This window comes from Devosia nitrariae, from assembly GCF_030160115.1.
Lineage (GTDB): Bacteria > Pseudomonadota > Alphaproteobacteria > Rhizobiales > Devosiaceae > Devosia > Devosia nitrariae.
The window spans coordinates 735,699-754,697 of record NZ_BSNS01000011.1 but is presented as its reverse complement, the minus strand read 5'-3'; the positions used below and the strand labels follow the sequence as shown (position 1 = coordinate 754,697).

Genomic DNA, 18,999 nt, shown 5'->3' with positions numbered 1-18,999 from the left:
GGAGCTTGCCGTTTGCTTCCGATCCAAGCCCCCGCCGTAGAGAACCGTCATGTCCAGCATTCTCCTGCGCGTCATCCTGGTCCTCTCGATGGCGCTGGTCCTTGCGGGCACGGGCCTCGCACAGGAGGCAATGGGCAAGAAGACGCGGGCGGTGGCGCATCGGTTCGCGGCCAACAACAGCCTCTTCGTCCTCTACCATGAAGTAGGACACCTGCTCATCGACCAGTTGAAGCTGCCGGTGCTCGGGCGCGAGGAGGACGCGGCCGACAACATGGCCACCTGGACGCTGCTCAGCAAGAACACGCCCGCGGCGCATGCAGCGCTGGCCGATGCCGCCTATGGCTGGCTGCTTTCGGGCATCGCTTATGGCAGCAATCTCGACGACAGCGACTACTATGCCTCGCACAGCCTCGACCGCCAGCGCGCCTTCCATATCGTCTGCCTGATGGTGGGGAGCGACGACCGCTCCTTCCGCGCCATCGCGACCGAATACGCCATCGATCGCGACCGCCAGGATACCTGCCTCTGGGACTACGAGCTCATCAACCGCTCGATGCGCAGCCTGATGGCGAGCCACCAGCCGCGCAAGGCGCGCACAGCGCAGGTGCGCATCACCTATCACGACGTGTCGGGGCGCCTGAGGAATGCGGCGGACGCCTTCCGGCAGAGCGGTGTCTTCGAGCAGGTGGCAGCCGAGGTCGAGCGGCACTATTCGCTGAACAAGCCGGTGGAATTCAACGCCAAGCGCTGCGGCGAAGCCAACGCCTTCTACGATTCCGACACCGTCGAAATCATCTTCTGCTACGAACTGATGGAAGACTTCATCTCGCTCGCGGCCAAGGACCTGCAGAGCAAGGGCGGCCTCCATCTTGGCCCGGGCGCCGGCGGCCGGATCAGTCAGTAGAGCGCATTCGACTCGATCGGCTCAAACCGCGCAGCCGATACGTCGCCCTGGGCGTCATCACTCCTGCCTCGGACGCTCATCGGCCAGGGCCCCGGTCAGCGCCCTGAACAGCGGCTGAGCCTCCATTCCTTCGATCGGCTGGGTCAGCTTGCGCTGCCAGTTCGGGTAGCTATCGACGGTCCCGGGCAGATTCACCGGCTCCCGCTCTCCGCAGAGATCCTCGATGCGCACCGCCAGCAGGCGAGAAGGCGTGCTGGCGATATAGCGGTGAATGGCAACGAGCAGCGCCGCGGGCAGGCTGGTGTCGCTGCTTGCCGCTGCCGCCGCGGCAGTGTCCGCCTCCGTCAGTAGTCCGGCACGTGCGAGCGTCCCGCAGAGCTGATTGCGGTCGAGAGCTCGCTGCGTCAGTTGCTCCTCCATCGCCTCGGCTCCGATCAGCTGATGCTCGTGCCGCAGGCGGACGTCGTCGCCGCGCCACCATCCCTCGAAGGTGGGCAGATCGTGGGTCGAGAGGCAGCACAGCGCATCCCGCGGATAGAGGTCGGGCGGGGCGAAAGCATCGTCATGGCGCTCGAAATAAAGGATGCGATAGGAGAGGATTCCGACCGCGGACATGATCTGCCTGAACCCGCGTGGGACATTGCCGAGATCTTCGCCGATGACGATGGTGCGGTGCCGGTGCGAGGCGGCAGCGACATCGGACAGCATCTGTCCCATCGGGTAGCGAACATAGGTGCCGGCGGCGGGGGACTGCCCCTCTGGCACCAGGAACAGGTGGTGAAGCCCCATCACATGGTCGATGCGCAGCGCCCCGCCGTAACGCATGGAGTCGCTGACGAGGTCGCGATAGTGGCCGGATCCGTCGCCGAGCAGCACGACCGGAGAAAGCGGCGACAGCGCCCAGTCCTGCCCGTTGGCGGAGAAGTAGTCGGGGGGAGCGCCGATATGGACGCGCCGCATTGTCGATTGCGGCTCACCCCAGGTGGCAGAACCGTCGGGGGCCTCGCCGACGGCGAAGTCGAGATAGATCCCGATCCGCATGCCGTTGTCGGTCGCCGCCTCCCCTGCTGCCGCAAGTTGCACGGCGGCCAGCCATTGCAGCCACTGGTGAAAATCGACATCGTCGCCGTTGGCTTCGGCGAACTTCGCCACCGCCCGGCTGGAGACCGAGCGGTAGTCTTCCGGCCAATCGACCCAGCCGCTGCCACCCGCTTCCGACTCGATCATGAACAGTGAAATGGCCTCGAACAGCGCGTGACGCCGCAGCGGTTCGCCGCGTTCGCTTTTGAAGGCATCGAAAGCGGCCCGGGAGTACACGGGCAGCTCATCAAGCTGCTTCCAGACCGGCCACAGCCGGCGCAGCGCCGCAAGCTTGAGCGCCGCCACCGCGGCATAGTCGACGAGGGGCGCCTGCCTTGCCGCCTCGACCAACGGCTGATCCGTCATGGCTATTTCGTATCCGGGAAGCCGGTCGACAGCGATGTAGAGCGGATTGAGAAAGCGCCGGTTGGAAGGGAAGAAAGGGCTGCGGCGGTTCGGGTCAGCGAGGAAGCCGGCGTGCAACGGGTTGATGCCGACGAAGTCGGCTCCAGCCTGCGCGGCGGTCGCACAGAAAGCCGCCAGATCGACGAAATCGCCGATGCCCCAGTTGCGCTCGGAACGCAGAGCGTAGAGCTGCAGTGCCATGCCCCAGCAGCGCTCTGGCCGATCCGGAAGATAACATCGGGTGCCGGGAGGAATACCCTGATCGCTCTGCAGTTCGGGCGCCGCAGCCAACCGCTCTCGCAGCTCGTCGTCGTTTGCCGTAGAAGCCCCCATGGCGTTCAGGACGGCACGCTTGGTGGCGTCGGGCACGTCGTGGAAACGGCCATCGAGCCCCTCGTAGCGAAGAGCGATGCCGTGGCGCTCGGCAAGCTCGTCTAGAAGTTTGCTCATGCGCCATCCGGCGCCAGGATCACCGCACCCAGGGGCGGCAGCGTCAGCCGCAGCGATGCGGCACGGCCGTGGCTTTCCTCGTCCAGCGCGTTGAGATACCCGCCATTGCCGACGTTGGAACCGCCATAGATTTCGGAGTCGGTATTGAGGATCTCCCGCCAGCGCCCGCCATGCGGCACGCCGACGCGATAGTCCTGGCGGACCATGGGGGTCATGTTGCAGGCGACGACGATCGGTGGAGCCTCCTCACGGCCTTTGCGGAGGAAGAGGAAGATGCTGTTCTCGGCGTCGCCGGCTTCGATCCATTCGAAACCGGCAGGATCACAGTCGAGCTGGTGCAGCGCCGGGCAGTCCCGGTACACCCGGTTGAGATCGCCGACCAGGGTCTGCAGCCCCTTGTGCATAGGGTCCTCGAGCAGGTGCCAGTCGAGCGCGCTGTCGTGGTTCCACTCGCGCTGCTGGCCGAACTCGCCGCCCATGAACAGCAGCTTCTTGCCCGGATGCGTCCACATGAACGCGTAGTAGGCGCGCAGATTGGCGAATTTCTGCCAGGTGTCGCCCGGCATCTTGCCGAGCATCGAGCCCTTGCCGTGGACCACCTCGTCGTGACTCAGCGGCAGCACGAAGTTTTCCGAGAAGCCGTAGTGAATGCCAAAGGTCATCTGCCCGTGGTGGTGGCGGCGGTGGATCGGATCCTTGCTCATGTAGGTCAGGGTGTCGTGCATCCAGCCCATGTTCCACTTGTAGCCGAAGCCGAGCCCGCCCATCTCGATCGGGCGGCTGACCTGCGGCCAGGCAGTCGACTCCTCCGCCATAGTCTGGGCACCGGGGTGGCGGCCGAAGACGAGCCTGTTGGTTTCCCTGAGAAAGTCGATGGCCTCAAGGTTCTCGTTGCCGCCGTGGCGATTGGGAATCCACTCGCCGGGTTCGCGGCTGTAGTCGAGATAGAGCATCGAGGCCACGGCATCCACGCGCAACGCATCGATGTGGTAGACGTCGAGCCAGAACAATGCGTTGGCCAGAAGATAGTTAGCCACCTCGTTGCGCCCGAAATTGTAGATCAGCGTGTTCCAATCGCGATGGAAACCGAGCCGGGGATCCTCGTGTTCGTAGAGCGCCGTGCCGTCGAAACGCGCCAAGCCGTGGGCATCGGACGGAAAGTGGGCCGGGACCCAGTCCATGATGACGCCGATGCCCGCCGCGTGCAGGCGGTCGACGAAGCCGGCGAAGTCCTCGGGCGCTCCGAAACGGCTGGTCGGGGCGAACAGCCCGATCGGCTGGTAACCCCAGGATCCGGTAAACGGGTGTTCCGTGACCGGCATCAACTCGACATGGGTGAAGTTGAGCGCGGTAAGGTAATCGACGAGTTGGTCCGCGATCGCCGCATAGTGCAGCGGGGTGCCGTCCTCATTGGTACGCCAGGATCCAAGATGCAGCTCGTAGATCGAGACCGGTGCCGATAGCCCCTGGCGCGCCTCGCGCCCTGCCATCCACTCCCCGTCGTTCCATTGCGGCTGCGGCAGTCCATGGACGATCGACGCGGTGGCTGGTGCCAGCTCCTGATAAAAGGATACCGGATCGGCCTTGAGGGGGAGACGCTCCCCATGCAATCCGAGGATTTCGTATTTGTAGGTGGCGCCGCGTTCAAGCTGCGGCACGAACAGTTCCCACACCCCGACGCCGATCCGCTTGCGCATGGGGTGACGCCGCCCGTCCCAGGCGTTGAAGTCACCGACGACGCTGACGCGCCGGGCGTTGGGCGCCCAGACGGCAAACACCACGCCGTCGACGCCGTCGACGGTGCGAGGATGCGCGCCGAGCTGCTCGTACTGGTCGAGATGCCGCCCTTCCCCCAACAGATACTCGTCCAGCTCACCGAGGATCGGCGGGAAAGCGTAGGGATCCTCCAGTTCCCACTCAAACTCCCCCGCGCGCAGCCGCAGACGGTACCGAAATCGCTGGTGCCGCCCCTCAATGAACCCGGAGAAGAACCCTTCCGGATGGATACGCGACAGTGCGGCCACGACTTCTCCGGTCGCAGCATCCAGGACCTCGACCTCGCCGGCCTGCGGACTGAAGGTGTTCACGGCCAGCGGCTTTCCATCCCCGCCCTGCATTCCGAGCACGACGAACGGATTGCCGTGCCGTCCGCGCACGATAGCCTCGACATCGGCAGGATAGGCAGATGGAGGGGCTCCCGTGGTGGTGGTCATCAATTGCGCTCCTGGGTAAGGAGATCGTGGATTCCGCGCAGCGGCACTTCCACCCAAGCCGGGCGATTGGCCAGTTCGTAGCCGATCTCGTAGATGGCCTTCTGGAGCAGGAAGAGGTCTATCAGGGCCTGTTCGAAATCCGCGTCCTCCGGATAGGCGGGGGAGCCGGCGATGGCGGCCCGGTAGCCGGCGAGGAAATCTACCGTGAAGGTTTCGCGCCAGACCGCAGCCCGCGCCAGGCTTTCGTCGGACGCGGAGCCCACGGCCTCGCGCCGGTGGTTGATCGCTGCTGCCGCGACATAGTCGATGGAACGAAGCATGCCGGCGACGTCGCGCAGCGGCGACGACTTGGCGCGCCGTTCCTCCAGACTGCGCCTGGGTTCGCCTTCGAAATCGATGATCATCAGATCGTCCTGGGCGACCAGGATCTGACCCATGTGATAGTCGCCGTGGACACGCGACATGCCGCCGGACGGTTGGTGCGCGTCAAGCGACCGGATGCGCTCGAGAAGCAGCTGGCGCCGCGACAGCAGATCCTGCGCCAGGTCCTTCGATCCCTCCTGCAGCTCTTCAAGCCGTTCCTGCAGACGTGCGAGCACCTGCTCGCTCTCGCTCACCGTGTCCTCGACCCAGGCTTGAACAATGTCCTTGTCCAGCGGCGTCGAACCGAAGTTCGGGTCGTCGGTGGGGGTGGCGAGGGCATTGTGCAATTCTGCCGTCCGGCGGCCAAACAACTCGCCCATGCCGAGCCACTGAGCGAATTCGTCTGACGGGGGCTCGCGATTTCCACCGTCCTCGTGACCGAGAGCGTTTTCCTCGAGATCGAAGTCGAGAGAATCCGTCAGCACCGACCAGGCATCGCCCTGGTTGGCGACGAAGGCGAAGGCGGCGGCAAGCGTCGTCGGTTCCCCCTCCCCCGGGCGATGTTCGATGGAGCCGAGGAATGCCGGTGTGTTGGGGAAGGCTGCTGTCTCGGTCAGGAAGCGTGCCACCTCGACATCGGGCTGCTCCCCGGCGCGAAGGCGGCGATAGAGCTTGAGGATGACCTGGTCACCATAGGCGATGGAGACATTGCTCTGCTCGACGGTCAGGGGGCGCGGTTCGCCAAAGTCCTCGATGCCGGAAAGGAGATCGCTGCCGGCGAAGACGACGGTGCCGTCGGTGGCATCCACCGCGCCGCCGCTGCGCAGGCTCTCGAGCAAGGTACCGGCAAAGCTCTCATCGAACACGCCATCGACCAAGGCGCCGACCCGCGGCCCCAGCCGCACTTTGGCGAGCGTATAAGAGAGCTTGGGCGCGCCCATCTGAAGGTTCTCCTCCCCCCAGCGCGCCGAGATCGGGAGGAAATAGCGCTGGGTTTCGCCGGCAATGTCGACATCCAGCACAACGAGAGCGTGTTCCGAGGTCTTCAGTTCGACGAGCGGTGTCATCCGAACGGCGCCGATAGCGGCATCCTTGGCACCAAACCACCGCTGCAGCGGGAGGAACTGCGGCAGCACCTGCGACTCGAGCTGCTGCTTCTCGCGGCCCGACAGCGCCATCATCAGGCTGCCGTCGCGAGTGGTCATGGTAATGAACTCCGGCAGCATTTCGGGCATCTCTTCGTGCCAGCGCGGCGCCTCGGCGTCTTCGGTCAACAGGAACCAGAAGAAACCGTATGCCGGCAGCGTCACGAGATAGGGAAGATCGCCTATCGGAGGGAAAACGGAGTATCCGGAGAGTTCGATCGGCACCGCCCCCTTGAACCGCGACAGATCGATCTCCACCGCCTGGGCGGCACGCGAGAGATTGGCGACGCAGAGGATGCGCTCCCCCTCGTGTTCACGCACATAGGCCAGGATTTTGCGGTTGCGCGGGTAGAGCAGTGTCATGCTGCCGCGCCCAAAGGCCTTGTGCTGCTGGCGCACGGCGATCATCCGCCGCATCCAGTTGAGGAGCGACGAGGGGTCACTCTGCTGGGTCTCGACGTTTATCGCCTGGTAGCCGTAGATCGGGTCCTGGATCGTCGGCAGGTAGAGTTGCTGCGGGTTGACGCGAGAGAAATCGGCGTTGCGGTCGGCCGACCACTGCATGGGCGTGCGGACCCCGTCGCGATCGCCGAGGTAGTAATTGTCGCCCATGCCGATCTCGTCGCCGTAATAGACGATGGGCGTACCCGGCATCGACATCAGCAGCGAATTCATCAGCTCGATCTTGCGCCGGTCATTCTGCAGCAGCGGCGCCAACCGGCGACGGATGCCCAGGTTGATGCGGGCGCGGCGGTCCTCGGCATAGGTGCGCCAGAGATAGTCGCGCTCCTGGTCGGTCACCATCTCCAGCGTCAGTTCGTCGTGGTTGCGCAGGAAGATGCCCCACTGACAGCCGTCGGGAATGTCGGGGGTCTGCCGGATGATATCGGTGATCGGGTGCCGGTCCTCCTGCGCAAGTGCCATGTACATGCGCGGCATCAGCGGGAAATGAAAGCCCATATGGCATTCGTCCCCGTCGCCGAAATATGGACGCGTGTCCTCCGGCCACTGGTTGGCCTCGGCCAGCAGCATACGGTCGGAGTAGTACGCATCGAGCTCCCGCCGGATGCGCTTTAGGACCTCGTGCGTCTCGGGCAGGTTCTCGTTGTTGGTGCCCTCGCGCTCTATCAGGTAAGGAATGGCGTCGAGGCGCAGCCCGTCGACCCCCATGTCGAGCCACATCCGCATGACCCTGAGGACTTCCTCGAGCACCCGCGGGTTGTCGAAGTTGAGATCGGGCTGGTGCGAGTAGAAGCGGTGCCAGAAGAAGGCACCGGCAACGGGATCCCACGTCCAGTTCGACGTCTCGGTATCGGTGAAGATGATCCGCGTTTCCGGAAATTTGCTGTCGGTATCGCTCCAGACGTAGAAGTTGCGGGTCGCCGATCCGGGCTTTGCACGACGCGCCCGCTGGAACCAGGGATGCTGGTCGGAGGTGTGGTTGATGACCAACTCGGTGATCACCCTGAGGCCGCGGCGGTGCGCCTCGGCAACGAACGCCTTGAACTCGCGCATCGTCCCGTAGGACGGATTGATGGCGCGATAGTCGGCGATGTCGTAGCCGTCGTCGCGCAGCGGCGAGGGATAGAAGGGCAGCAGCCAGATCGCCGTCACCCCAAGATCCTGCACGTGGTCCAGGCGCCGCATCAACCCTGCAAAGTCTCCGACGCCGTCATTGTTCGCGTCCTGGAAGGCTTTGACGTGCAACTGGTAGATCACAGCGTCGCGGTACCATTGCGAATCGGTGCGGTCGATGATGCCGTCGGCGCGTAACGAACGGCCCGTCTTCACGGCATCGCGGCGCAGAGCGAGTTCGTTCATGATGCCGGCACTCCCGATCCGATCAGCCGCCAGATCGCGTATGGCTTGTAGTAGGGGTCGAGGCGGATGTGCTGGTACTTGCCGTGCCAGGTGAAGCGGTGACCGGCGACCAGATCCTCAACTTCGATGGATGCATCGTCGGCGAGACCGAACTCCCACAACGGCAACTCGAAGCTCGCCTCCTGGGCGTGGTGCGGGTCGAGGCAGACGTGGAAAAGCAGAAAATCCGAGAGATCCGACGTCCGCTTGCCGTAGCAGAGGATGTTGTCGTTCCAGGCGTTGTAGAAGGCGAGGTTGGTGAACTCCTGCAGCGCCGGGTGTTCGCGGCGCAGCCGGTTCACCAGGCGGATGTCCCAGGCGATATTGTCGGGTTGCTCGAAGTCCCAGGCGCGGATCTCGTATTTCTCGGAGTTGAGGTACTCCTCCTTGCCGGGAACCGACGCCGCCTCGCTGATCTCGAAGCCGTTGTAGATGCCGTAATTGCCGGCCAGCGTTGCGGCGAGGACCAGTCGCGTCTGGAAGCCCGGGCGCCCGCTGTACTGCAGGTAGTAGGGGTTGATGTCCGGGGTGTTGGCGAAGAAGTTGGGCCGCATGTAGTGGCGGCACTCCTCGGTGGTCAGCTCCGTCAGGTACTGCTCCAGCTCCCCTTTCAAGTTGCGCCAGGTGAAGTAGGAGTAGCTCTGGGAGAAACCGACCTTTGCCAGCCGCTTCGTCACCTTGGGCCGGGTGAAGGCTTCGGCAAGAAAGATCGCCTCCGGGTGGTGTGAGCGGATGTCGGCGATCAGCCATTCCCAGAACGGGAACGGCTTGGTGTGCGGGTTGTCGACGCGGAAGATGGTCACTCCGTGCTCGATCCAGAACAGCACGATGTCGCGGAGCGCCAACCAGAGGCCAGGGATCGCCTTGCGATAGAAATGGACGTTGACGATGTCCTCGTACTTCTTGGGTGGGTTCTCGGCAAACTTGATGCTGCCGTCGGGGCGCCAGTCGAACCACTCCGGATGCTCCTTGATCCAGGGGTGGTCGGGCGAGCACTGGATGGCGAAGTCGAGGGCGATTTCGAGCCCGTGCCCATGCGCCGCGGCGACTAGCCTGTCGAAATCTTCCAGTGTGCCGAGCTCGGGATGGATAGCGTCGTGCCCTCCGTCTTTCGACCCTATGGCATAGGGGCTGCCGGGATCGTCCGGCTCCGGCGCCAAGCTGTTGTTACGGCCCTTGCGGTTGGTCCGCCCGATCGGATGGATGGGCGGGAAATAGAGGACATCGAAGCCGAGATCGCGGACATAAGGGAGGCGGGCGATGACGTCGTCGAAGGTGCCGTGGCGATTGACGTCGCCCGATTGCGAACGCGGCATCAACTCGTACCAGGCGCTGAAGGCCGCAGCCCTGCGGTCGACGAAGACCTTCAGCACCCGCTCGCAACGCGTGAGATTGGTGCGGGGCCCGGCCCTATGCATCAGCTTCGCCGTCGCCTCGGAGCTGAGCATCGCCAGCCGATCCTCGTCGGAGTCGCTGCTTTGACAGGCACTGAGCAAGTCTTCCAAAGCAGCGATATCCGCTTGCGCGGCGTTCCGCCCCTCATGCTGCTCCTGCCGGATTGCGTTTTCCAGCAGAAGCCGCGCCTCATCGATCTCAAGCCCTATGTCGAGGCCGGCCGCAAACTTCTTGGCGGTATCCTTGCGCCAGGTGGCGAAGAGATCGCGCCAGGCGATGAAGGTATATTCGTACATCCGGTTGGCGTCGAAGGAGAGCTCGCAGCGCCAGCGGTCGTTGGCGACGAACTCCATCGGCAGCTCCGTCCAGGCGGTATCGCCTGCCGGCCGGTAGAGCAGCGCTGCATCGATAGTGTCGTGGCCGTCGCCGAAGATGTCGGCCTCGACGATGAAGGGTGTGCCGACGACGGTTTTGGCGGGAAACCGGCCACCGTCGATCTCGGGCGAGATCCCTTCGATGGCGAGACGGCTGGCCGCGAGATGCGACAGCGTCTCCAGGTCAGCCGTCTCCTGACTGCCGGGGGCAGTTGTCGGAGCCTTGGGTTTTGCTGGCTGGCGAGTTGCCCTTACCGTATCCGTCGCTTTGAGAGCCCGCATTCGATAGTCCCCCCTTGCTGATACCCCTTCTTGCTCCGGAACCAACGCAGCCGGCAGCGGATGGTTTCGCGCCGCCGTGCAGCAAGTCTGCCAACGGCGTCGTGGCGATCGGTCGAGTTCAAGTTGGGCGGCGGGCACCATGGTTGGCCAGCCTCACGGGGCTTATGACCCCATCCGTGGAAACGCCACGGATCGATGAGGGCAGCTAAAGCGCGATCAAGAGCCCAGTCGTAGAAGTCCGTCGCTGAACGCCTAGCCAAGCTTCTCGTGGTCAGGCGTCTGGGTTCAGAGGAGCGGTCTCGGGCGTCTGGCTTGATCGCGTTACTGTCGCGCTTCCGCTGGTAGTGGAGTCTGGGAGCGCGGAATCGACGAGATCGTCGTCGTCCTTGGCCGGCTCGCCACTCAGAATGGCTAGCGATACCGTCCGACTTGCGCCTTAGCCACCCTCGCCCGCACCTGATGTGAAATGTCCGGCGCCGACTTCGGCATGCCTGCCTGCGTCATCCTGCTGCAGGCTATCACCATGCGCTTAGCGGGCACGACGCCGCCCGCTCGCGAGATGTGCTCGCTGCGCACAATTCGCACGTCGTGGAGCTTAACGCGAAGATCGGCAATTTCTCTGCCAAGGCGATCCGGCTGGGTGAACTCGATCTCGGTGGTGAGGATCGCAGAGCGGCCTTCCCTTGGCGCGTATGATGGCACGTTCCAAGCAACGTCCAGTCCCTCCGCCTTGGCCCAGCTGCCGAGGGATGTGCTGGGGACCTCACTGGTCTCGAAACCGACAAGCACCTCGTCGCCAACTTCGGGGATCGCCCCCCTCGCTGGTTCAGGATCGCTATCCCGGAAATCGGTCCAACCCGGGGTGTGAACGCTGGACCACATCGTGCCGGGGATCGACATCCCGTTCCGCTGGAATCTGATATAGACCGGCATAGCATCCCCCTATATCGTTTTCGGCCTTCTCTATATCACTTTAGATCCTTCCTGTTCAGTCTCTCCCCCCGGGGATCTGGATCGGAAAGGCCCTCCAGAAGGACTTGGATCTGGATTTGACGGGAAGCCCAGCGGGCACGGCGCGCGCCCGGCTCGGAACCGATTGAACCGTTCCGCTGTATTCGCGGAGGCAACAGCCGCGTCTGGCTCGGTGCGAGATCGGCACTGCCAAAGATATACCGCAGCCACGCCAGTCTCGGTTATTCAAGTGAATCACCAGGGCCGGACAGGGACCAGCCGATCAGCTGAATCCGACGTAACGCCCCGGCTTGTGGTTGAGCGCGACGATGAGGTTGAGCACCAGCGCGCCGAGCAGCGAGAGCAGCACCCTGTCGAAGGGCAGGATGAAGACGGCGGCAACCATGATGGCGACGTCGACCGCCAATTGGAAATAGCCGGCGCGGATGCCGAAGTTCTCCTGCAGGAACAACGCCAGGATGTTGATGCCGCCAACGCTTGCCTTGTGGCGGAAGAGCGAGAGGATCCCAAGGCCGATGAGGCCGCCTCCAACGAGCGCTGCATAGACCGGCTCGACGGATGAGATGTCGAGCCACTGCGGCGTCAGCCAGGTGCAGGCCGAGACGAGACCGACCGACACGATGGTCTTGACGGTGAAGGCCACGCCCATGCGCAGTGCCGCCAGCAGGTAGAACGGCAGGTTGATGAGAAAGAACAGCAGCCCGAACCCGATGCCCGTCGAATAGTGCAGCAGCAACGCAAGGCCCGCCGTGCTGCCAGTGGTCAGCAGCACTTTTGAGTAGAGGACTATGCCCAGCCCCACCAGCGTGGTGCCGATGAGAATGGCGAAGACATCCTCGTAGAGTGTGTGCTTGCTGGGCGTCGACAGATCCGGCGTCATCGCCCTGCCCTCATGCCTTCTTGACCCAGCGTCCCGAGGGTTCCTGCTGCCAATAGGTCACGCTGTTGCCGGTCTGCAAGGCCTTCCAGGCGACCCGCGCTTCGGCGACCGCGTCGGGGTCATGACCGGAAAAGAGATAGACGATACGCTCGTAGCCGGTGGTTTCCGCCGGGACGGCGCGGTCGACGAAGAAGCGTACGGTGGCCGCGTTCGGATTAGCGCCGTCGGTCGTCAGCAGGATTGGCTGGCGCGCCTCGGCGTCGTCGCCGGCGCGGCCATGAGGCAAGAACCCATCGTCGCGATAGGTCCAGAGATGGGCGTCGAGTGCCTCGGCACGCTCGGTACTGCCGATCTCGATGACGGCGCGCCAGCCCCGCTCCAGGGTCTTTTCAAGGAGCTGCGGCAGCACCGCCTCGATTGGCCTGGCTTCGAGATGATAGAACAACACTTCAGCCATGGATCGTCCCCGTTTCAGGGAACCTAAGCTTCGTAATTGTCACGCACCAGCCTATCGAGCAGGGCCACGCCGAAACCCGGCGCCCAGCCGGCATTGGTCTCGGTGGCCGGTGCACCGAAAGCGGTGCCGGCAATGTCGAGATGGGCCCAGGGTACGCCGTTGACAAAGCGCGACAGGAAGTGGGCGGCGGTGATGGAGGAGGCCGGACGGCCGGCGGAATTCTTGATATCGGCAAAGCGCGATTCGATGAGCTTGTCGTAGGCCGGTCCCATGGGCATGCGCCAGAGTTTCTCGTTGACGGCGAGCCCGGCCGCCAGCAGCCGCGAGGCCAGTTCGTCGTTGTTGGAGAAGAGCCCGGCATGATCATTGCCGAGCGCCACCGAAATGGCCCCGGTCAGCGTTGCCAGGTTGACCATGAATCGCGGTTTGAAGCGATCCTGCGTGTACCAGAGCGCGTCGGCGAGGACGAGCCGGCCTTCGGCGTCGGTGTTGACGATCTCGATGGTGGTGCCGGACATCGCGCGCACGATGTCGCCGGGGCGAGCCGCATCGCCATCCGGCATATTCTCGACGAGTCCGATAACTCCGACGGCGTTGACCCTGGCCTTGCGGCGGGCGAGCGCCTGCATCAGCCCGGTGACGGCGGCGGCCCCACCCATGTCGCCCTTCATGTCTTCCATCGAGCCAGCGGGCTTGATGGAGATGCCGCCGGTGTCAAACACCACGCCCTTGCCGACGAAGGCGACGGGCTGGGCGCCGGCAGCGCCGCCGTTCCAGCGCATGACGACGAGGCGTGCCGGGCGCACCGAGCCGCGCGCCACGGCCAGCAGTGATCGCATGCCGAGCTTTTCCAAATCCTCTGGCATCAGGGTTTCGACCTCGACACCGAATTCGGCAAGGTTGCCGGCGATACCGGCGAATTCAACGGGACCCAGCACATTGGCCGGCTCGTTAATGAGGTCGCGCGCCAGGAGCGTCCCTTCGGCGACGGCCCCGCGGTCGGCGATCGCTGCTTGCGCTGCCGCCGGATCGGCGATGTGCAGGACGATTTTGAGGGTTGCCGGGCCATTCTCGTCGGCAGCCTGCGACTTGTACTTGTCGAATTTGTAGTGGCGCAGGCGCAGCCCGGCGGCGAGTTCGGCGACGGCTGCCGGGCTCGCGTCGGCGCCGTCGAGGACGACGGAGACGGTCTCGGCCTTCAAGCCGCTGATCTTGCCCATCAGCGACCCGCCACGGTCGGTCCAGGCCGTCAGGTCGACGCCATTCGGCTTGCCGGAGCCGAGCACCATCATGCGCCTCGCCGGAACGTTGGACGGCGCGATGAAGTCGAGAGCCTGGCCCGGCTTGCCCTTGAAGCCGGTGCCGTCGAGAACAGCCTGCCAATCGAGGCCAGCCGAGGTCCAGACGGTTCCGCCGACGCCCCCGGGCGCCTGGCCCTCGGCGGCATAGATGACCAGCAGGTCGGACTGGCCGAGGGTCAAAGGGGCGGTTTCGACAATCAGGGTCTGCGGCATCGGGCGGATCTGTTCAGGTAAAGCGTGACGTTGGCCGGAGCGTCAAAACCGCCGCGGCTGCGGGAGGACGTCCAGCATCGGGGGGATCGACCGGCGCGTCAATCCCGCAACAGGCCGCTGGCAACCGGCAAATTCGCTGGACATGCGGCACAACGCGGCTTGTCACATCGCTGCAAGTACCGCAGTTTGCGCCCCGGAATGCAACGGCAGGCAGAGCCTGCCCACAACGACGGACCGAATGCGCCGGCTGACCCGATACCTTGCGCGAATGTTCGCCCTCGATGCGCTGATTCTGTTCGGCGTCGTCTGCTTCCTTCTATGGATGGTGCAGTGCCTGCGCATCTTCGACACGGTCTCGGTCAAGGGGCAGAGCCTCCTGACGCTCGGCTGGCAGGGCGTGCTCGCCATGCCACCACTGGTGCTGACCTTCGCGTTCGTATGCGTGGGCATCGGTCTGGCGCGGGCGCTGGTGGCACTGCAATCCAATCACGAGCTGCACATCATCCATACCAGCCATGGCCTTGGCGATCTCTTCCGGGCGGCGGGAGTGGTGGCGATACTTGGGGCGACCGGCGTGCTCATCATCTCCAATTTCCTGGCACCGCTGGCCAACCGGCAGCTCAACGCGCTCAACGCCGCCATCACCGCGGATCTCGTCAGCTCAACGCTGCGGCCCGGCCGGTTCATGCAGGTGACGCCGGGTGTGGTGCTGCTGATCGGCGGGCGGACCGGCAATGGCGAGATCACCGAATTCTTCGCCGACGACCGGCGCGACCCTGAGGTCAGGCGCACCTATGTGGCGGAATCGGCGACGGTGGCGCGCGCGGAGGACGGTTACATCCTGCAGCTGCGCAACGGATCGCTGCAGTCGCGCGGCCCGGGCGAGCGTTTTTCCGAGGTAAAGTTCGGCCAATATCACGTCAATGTCGATCGCTTCACACAGACCACTGCCACACCCGACCCTGTTTCGATCACCGACAGCGTGACGCTCGTCCGCGACGCGCTGGCCGCCGGCGAAATCGCGCCGCGCACGCTCCGCAAGCTGACCGAACGCATGGGCGAAGGCCTCAGGGTCATCGGCATCTGCCTGATGGTGCTGGCGATCAGCGCATTCCCGAGCGGTCGACGCGGACGGCTTGTGCTGCCCATGGAAGTGGTGGTGCTGGTCATCGCCTTCGTCGACCTGGCCGTCTCGTCCTACGGTTTGCTCGGCCCGCAGGTCGGGTCTGTCGCGGGTTCCGTGCTGATGATCGCAGCGGGTACCGTCGCCCTCGCCGTGCGGGCGCGACGGCGGTTCATGGCACCGATACCGCAGGCGGCCACATGAGGCGGCTTGACTGGTTCATCCTCGGGCGCGTGGGCAGCCGAATGGCGATCACCGTGCTCGTCTTCTACGGCCTGATCGTGCTGGCCGAGGCGCTCGATACATGGCGCTTCAACAATGTCGCGGAAAACTTCGGCATCCAATGGGCAATCGTGATGGTGCTGGCGAGCGGGGCGCGCTGGACCATCAAGACGCTGCCGGTGACGGTGCTGCTCGGCGCCATCATCGGCTTCATCGACCTCAAGGTTCGCCACGAACTGACGGTGATCAAATCGAGCGGGATGTCGATCTGGCGGATCATCCGCGCACCGACCATCGCCCTGCTGCTCGTCAGTATAGCGATATCCATGTTCGCCGAAACGCAGACGACGAGCCTCATCCGACAACTCGCGCCCATGCCGCCGGGCGAAGCGACGTTGCTTACGCCTCCCGGCGAAGTCTGGCTGGAGCAGCGGGCGGACGGAGCGCACTACGTCATGGTCGCCCAGGGCATGGAGGCTGGAGGGAGCCGGCTCCGGGACGTGGTGATCTTTCCCATCGGCGGCGCGGCGGGCGAACGGATCGAGGGAGAACTTGCCATCCTCGAGCGCGGCCGGTGGCTTATGGCGCGGGCAATTGTGCACCGGACGGATTCGCCGCCGGAACCGGTCACCGACTTTTCCCTGCCGACGACCTCGACGGCGGCTGAGATCAGCTTGAAGCTCACCTCGATCGAGGACGTCACCTTCTTCGAACTGGCCGCACTCATCGAGGCGGGAATCGCCGATCCCGGCGTGCGCGCGGCGGCAATGACGCGCTTCATCAAGCTCATCAGCATGCCGCTCCTCCTGACGGGCTCTCTGTTCATTGCCTTTGCGTTTACCGCAGGTTATCGAAGATCGGACAAGTATGGGCCGGCGGTCCTTTACGGCATCGTTCTGGGGTTCGTCGTTTTCGTCATCACCGAGATGTCCGAGCGGGCAGGCTCAGGGGGTGTTCTCGAACCGGCGTTCGCGGCCCTGGGACCGGCATTCGTGGCTATCGTCATCGGGGTAACGGTACTGCTTTATAGAGAAGACGGACGAGCCTGATGCGTCGGCGCCGTGGCGTGAGTATTGAGTGGTCACAGCGCCTGGCGGCAGCAGGCGTTGCCGTCCTTTTCGCCTTTTGCGGGGCGGCGCAGGCCCAGGGGCTCATTCCCGAGCGCTTCTTCAGCGACCCTGTGGAACCGGGCGGGCAGGCCGCAATCGAAGCCAATGTCCTGACCATCGAATCCGAGACCGGTCTTATCGTCGCCGAGGGCGACGTCGTCTACACCTATCAAGGCTATACCGCGCGCGGCGAGAGACTGATCTACAACCGGGACACGGGCGATTTGCGGTTCGACGGCCCCTCCTATATCCGCGACCCGGCCGGGAACATCCTCGAGGGGCAGGATCTCGAAGTCACCGACAGGCTCAAGACCGCGTTCATCGAGGCCCTGACCATCACCACCTATGACGGAGCGCGCATCACGGCCGACAGTGCCGAATACGACGAGGCGCTGCAAACGCTGTTCAACAACCCGACCTACGCGCCTTGCGGCGAGTGTATCGATGCCGAGGGCCGGCGCATCGGCTGGTCGGTCAGGGCGACGCGGTTCGTGCAGAATAACGAGGACAACTCGATCACCATCGAGCAGCCGACCCTCGAGATCCTCGGCTTTCCGGTGGCCTGGCTGCCCTATCTCTGGTTGCCCGACGCCAGCCAGACGGCGCTGGAGCGCGTGCGCACGCCAACCCTCGATTCCTCGGAACAGATCGGGGCCAAGGTCGAGGTGCCCTTCACCGCCTATTCCAGCCGTTACACCGACATTATCCTGACGCCGACGCTGGTCAGCCGCCAGGGGTTCCTGATGGGCGCCGAATGGGTGCAGCGCTTCGACACCGGCCGGTTCAACATCAAGGCGTCGGGTGTCTACCAACTGGACCCGAAAGCCTTCGAGGGCGAGGTTGGGGATCGGGAGTGGCGCGGGATGATCCAGACAACCGGTTCGTTCCGCCCGGTCACCGACTGGATCGTCGGCTGGTCCTATACCGCCTTCACCGATGCCGGGTACCTCAAGGACTATCTGTTCGATACGGGTGACGCGACAGAGGACAACGTCTATGCGACGTACCTGAACGAGGACACCTATTTCGACGTCCGGCTGCAGCACTTCAACAAGCTGGGCGAAAAGGTCGAGCCCGAGGATCAGGACCTCCAAGCCGCGGCGCTGCCCAATGTGCGTTACGACCAGATCGTCGAGCTGGGCGATGGCCTCGGTCAGCTCGAGCTCACTGGCCGGTTGCTCCACATCGTGCGCGAGGCCGATCATGCGGCCACCATCAACGGCGTCCCGCACGTCCTTGGCTTCGAAGGGGAAAAGACCCATGTCATGGCCCAGGCGGCCTGGCGGGATCAGTGGATCGGGCCGATGGGGGTCGTTGCGACGCCCTATGTCGGTGTGCGGGCGGATGCGGCGAGCTACAGCGGAGAGAGCGGCAATGCCCTCGCCCCCGATGCCGGCTCCCTGTTCAGCCTGACGCCGATCGCGGCCATGGATGTGCGCTGGCCCTGGGCCGGCAGCAGCGGTTCGGTCGTGCACCTCGTCGAGCCTATCGCCCAGCTCGTCTATCGCGGGTCGGGCGAGGCGATGCCCGGCATCATCAACGACAACGCGCAAAGCTTCGTCTTCGACGACACCAACCTTTTCAGCTACGACCGCTTCTCGGGAACAGATCGGCAGGAGACGGGGCTGCGGACCAATGTCGGCGGACGCTACGCCGTCGATTTCGGCAACGACAGCTACCTGGAGCTCATCGCTGGCCAGTCGATCCACCTGGCTGGAGTCAACGCGTTCGATGTCGGCGACCCGGGGCTGGCGGGGGCCACCGAGGCGCTCGCGGATGATCTTTCCTATGCCGTGCTTGGCGCCTATGGCGCGTTCACGCCCTATCTGCGGGCCGGCGGGAAGGTTGTGCTGGATTCCGACTACAGCGACGTCATTCGGGGAGCGCTGACCGCATCACTCAGCCTCAACGGATACTCGGCCGGACTCGACTACTATTACGAGGCCGCCAACACCGATGCCGGGGTTCTCGATGATCAGCATGAAATCGGGGCGACCATCGGTATCCCGCTGATGGATTACTGGCGCATGACCGCGGGCTATTATTGGGACGTTGCCGCCAATACCTGGTTGCAGACGAGCGCCGGCCTGACGTATGACGACGGCTATCTGGCGGCCGGCGCCAATCTGGTCATGACGGGGCCGACGCACAGGACCGAAAACGACACAAGGATAACCGCATCGATCCTGCTCAAGGCGCCAGCCGGCTTTACCGCCGGCTATTCCGGGGTATTCAGCCCCTGACAACCCGG

The 18,999-nt window shown here is 64.3% G+C and carries 12 protein-coding genes; 4 read left to right on the top strand and 8 right to left on the bottom strand.

Annotation, left to right across the window (positions count from 1 at the left end):
* Window positions 1–49 precede the first annotated feature (49 nt).
* On the top strand, window positions 50–904 hold the full coding sequence (locus tag QQK18_RS14070) for a DUF4344 domain-containing metallopeptidase (protein WP_284340956.1): 855 nt from the start codon (window positions 50–52) through the stop codon (window positions 902–904).
* Window positions 905–961: 57 nt separating this feature from the next.
* Here QQK18_RS14070 and malQ read toward each other — a convergent pair whose 3' ends face one another.
* The 8 genes from malQ to QQK18_RS14030 all read right to left on the bottom strand — a co-directional run bounded on the left by malQ (window position 962) and on the right by QQK18_RS14030 (window position 14,294).
* Window positions 962–2,839 carry a 4-alpha-glucanotransferase gene (malQ, locus tag QQK18_RS14065; protein ID WP_284340955.1) on the bottom strand — a complete coding sequence of 626 codons (1,878 nt, stop codon included), beginning with the start codon at window positions 2,837–2,839 and terminating at the stop codon, window positions 962–964.
* Window positions 2,836–5,052: a 1,4-alpha-glucan branching protein GlgB gene (glgB, locus tag QQK18_RS14060; RefSeq protein ID WP_284340954.1), complete on the bottom strand. Its 2,217-nt coding sequence runs from the start codon at window positions 5,050–5,052 to the stop codon at window positions 2,836–2,838. The genes malQ and glgB overlap by 4 nt, the downstream gene beginning before the upstream one ends.
* Entirely contained in the window at window positions 5,052–8,318 is a 3,267-nt protein-coding gene (treS, locus tag QQK18_RS14055) for a maltose alpha-D-glucosyltransferase (protein ID WP_284341048.1), read from the bottom strand. Before treS ends, glgB begins: the two co-directional genes overlap by 1 nt.
* Window positions 8,319–8,377: 59 nt before the next feature.
* Window positions 8,378–10,471: an alpha-1,4-glucan--maltose-1-phosphate maltosyltransferase gene (locus QQK18_RS14050; RefSeq protein WP_284340953.1), complete on the bottom strand. Its 2,094-nt coding sequence runs from the start codon at window positions 10,469–10,471 to the stop codon at window positions 8,378–8,380.
* A 411-nt stretch (window positions 10,472–10,882) separates the two neighbouring features.
* Window positions 10,883–11,404, bottom strand: coding sequence for a hypothetical protein (locus QQK18_RS14045; protein ID WP_284340952.1), 522 nt, complete (start codon window positions 11,402–11,404; stop codon window positions 10,883–10,885).
* A 301-nt stretch (window positions 11,405–11,705) separates the two neighbouring features.
* Window positions 11,706–12,323 (bottom strand): YitT family protein, encoded by a 618-nt coding sequence (locus QQK18_RS14040; protein WP_284340951.1) that lies wholly within the window; start codon window positions 12,321–12,323, stop codon window positions 11,706–11,708.
* 10 nt (window positions 12,324–12,333) lie between these two features.
* A complete protein-coding gene (locus tag QQK18_RS14035; RefSeq protein ID WP_284340950.1) occupies window positions 12,334–12,780 on the bottom strand; it encodes a DNA polymerase III subunit chi in 447 nt (148 codons plus the stop codon).
* A gap of 23 nt (window positions 12,781–12,803) precedes the next feature.
* Complete coding sequence (locus tag QQK18_RS14030; RefSeq protein ID WP_284340949.1) at window positions 12,804–14,294, bottom strand: leucyl aminopeptidase; 1,491 nt, start codon at window positions 14,292–14,294, stop codon at window positions 12,804–12,806.
* 238 nt (window positions 14,295–14,532) lie between these two features.
* Between QQK18_RS14030 and QQK18_RS14025 the strand changes: the two genes are divergently transcribed.
* The 3 genes from QQK18_RS14025 to QQK18_RS14015 are packed head-to-tail and all read left to right on the top strand — an operon-like array spanning window position 14,533 to window position 18,991.
* Window positions 14,533–15,621 carry an LptF/LptG family permease gene (locus QQK18_RS14025; RefSeq protein WP_284340948.1) on the top strand — a complete coding sequence of 363 codons (1,089 nt, stop codon included), beginning with the start codon at window positions 14,533–14,535 and terminating at the stop codon, window positions 15,619–15,621.
* Window positions 15,618–16,688, top strand: a complete 1,071-nt coding sequence (locus QQK18_RS14020; protein ID WP_284340947.1) for an LptF/LptG family permease — start codon at window positions 15,618–15,620, stop codon at window positions 16,686–16,688. The genes QQK18_RS14025 and QQK18_RS14020 overlap by 4 nt, the downstream gene beginning before the upstream one ends.
* On the top strand, window positions 16,688–18,991 hold the full coding sequence (locus tag QQK18_RS14015) for an LPS-assembly protein LptD (protein WP_284340946.1): 2,304 nt from the start codon (window positions 16,688–16,690) through the stop codon (window positions 18,989–18,991). The genes QQK18_RS14020 and QQK18_RS14015 overlap by 1 nt, the downstream gene beginning before the upstream one ends.
* Window positions 18,992–18,999 lie beyond the last annotated feature (8 nt).